The organism is Vibrio sp. 1078-1 (assembly GCF_033340475.1).
This window is the reverse complement of the sequence record NZ_JAWOWM010000411.1, coordinates 1-671: the sequence shown is the minus strand read 5'-3', so window position 1 is coordinate 671 and position 671 is coordinate 1. Positions and strand designations below refer to the sequence as shown.

Below are 671 nucleotides of genomic sequence, written 5' to 3'. Positions count from 1 at the left end.
AACCAATAAAAAATTGGACATGGGCATTGAGCGCATTAACCAACTGGCGCTAGAAATTCGTGACATTCACCGCTTGATGATGCGTACTCCTGGTCCACATAACGATTTGATGGATCAGCATGAAAAGCTGATTACCGAGCTGTCGGAATACACTAAGGTCACCGTGACCCCACGTAAAAACGCTGAAGGCTTCAACGTGCACATCGGCAATGGTCATACCTTGGTGTCGGGCACAGAGGCAAGCCAATTAAAAATGATTGATGGTTACCCAGACGTGCACCAACGACGTCTAGCGATGGTCGAAGGCGATGGTATTAAAGCGATTAAGGCCGACGACATGGACGGCAAAATCGGCGCGCTACTCGACATGCGTGATAAACACATTCCGCAACTGCTGGATGAAATGGGGCGCTTAGCTACCGGATTCTCTTACAAGGTCAACCAACTGCAATCGCAAGGTTTGGATCTCAACGGCAAAATCGGTAAAGACGTTTTCACCGATGTGAATTCTGAGCTGGTGGCTAAATCACGAGTGTTTACTGCACCAAACTCGAAAGCGGACGTTGCCGTTTATGTCGATGATATTTCGGCGTTGAAAGGTGGCGAATATGCGCTGCGCTTCGATGGTGATCGCTACAGCGTGACAACACCGAAAGGCGAGCAAGTTCAGA

1 protein-coding gene is annotated in these 671 nt (G+C 48.9%); it reads left to right on the top strand.

The genetic code is table 11. The features are described from left to right. The coding region (locus tag R7190_RS27895) for a FlgK family flagellar hook-associated protein (RefSeq protein WP_411978095.1) at nt 1–671 on the top strand (671 nt) is incomplete at both ends.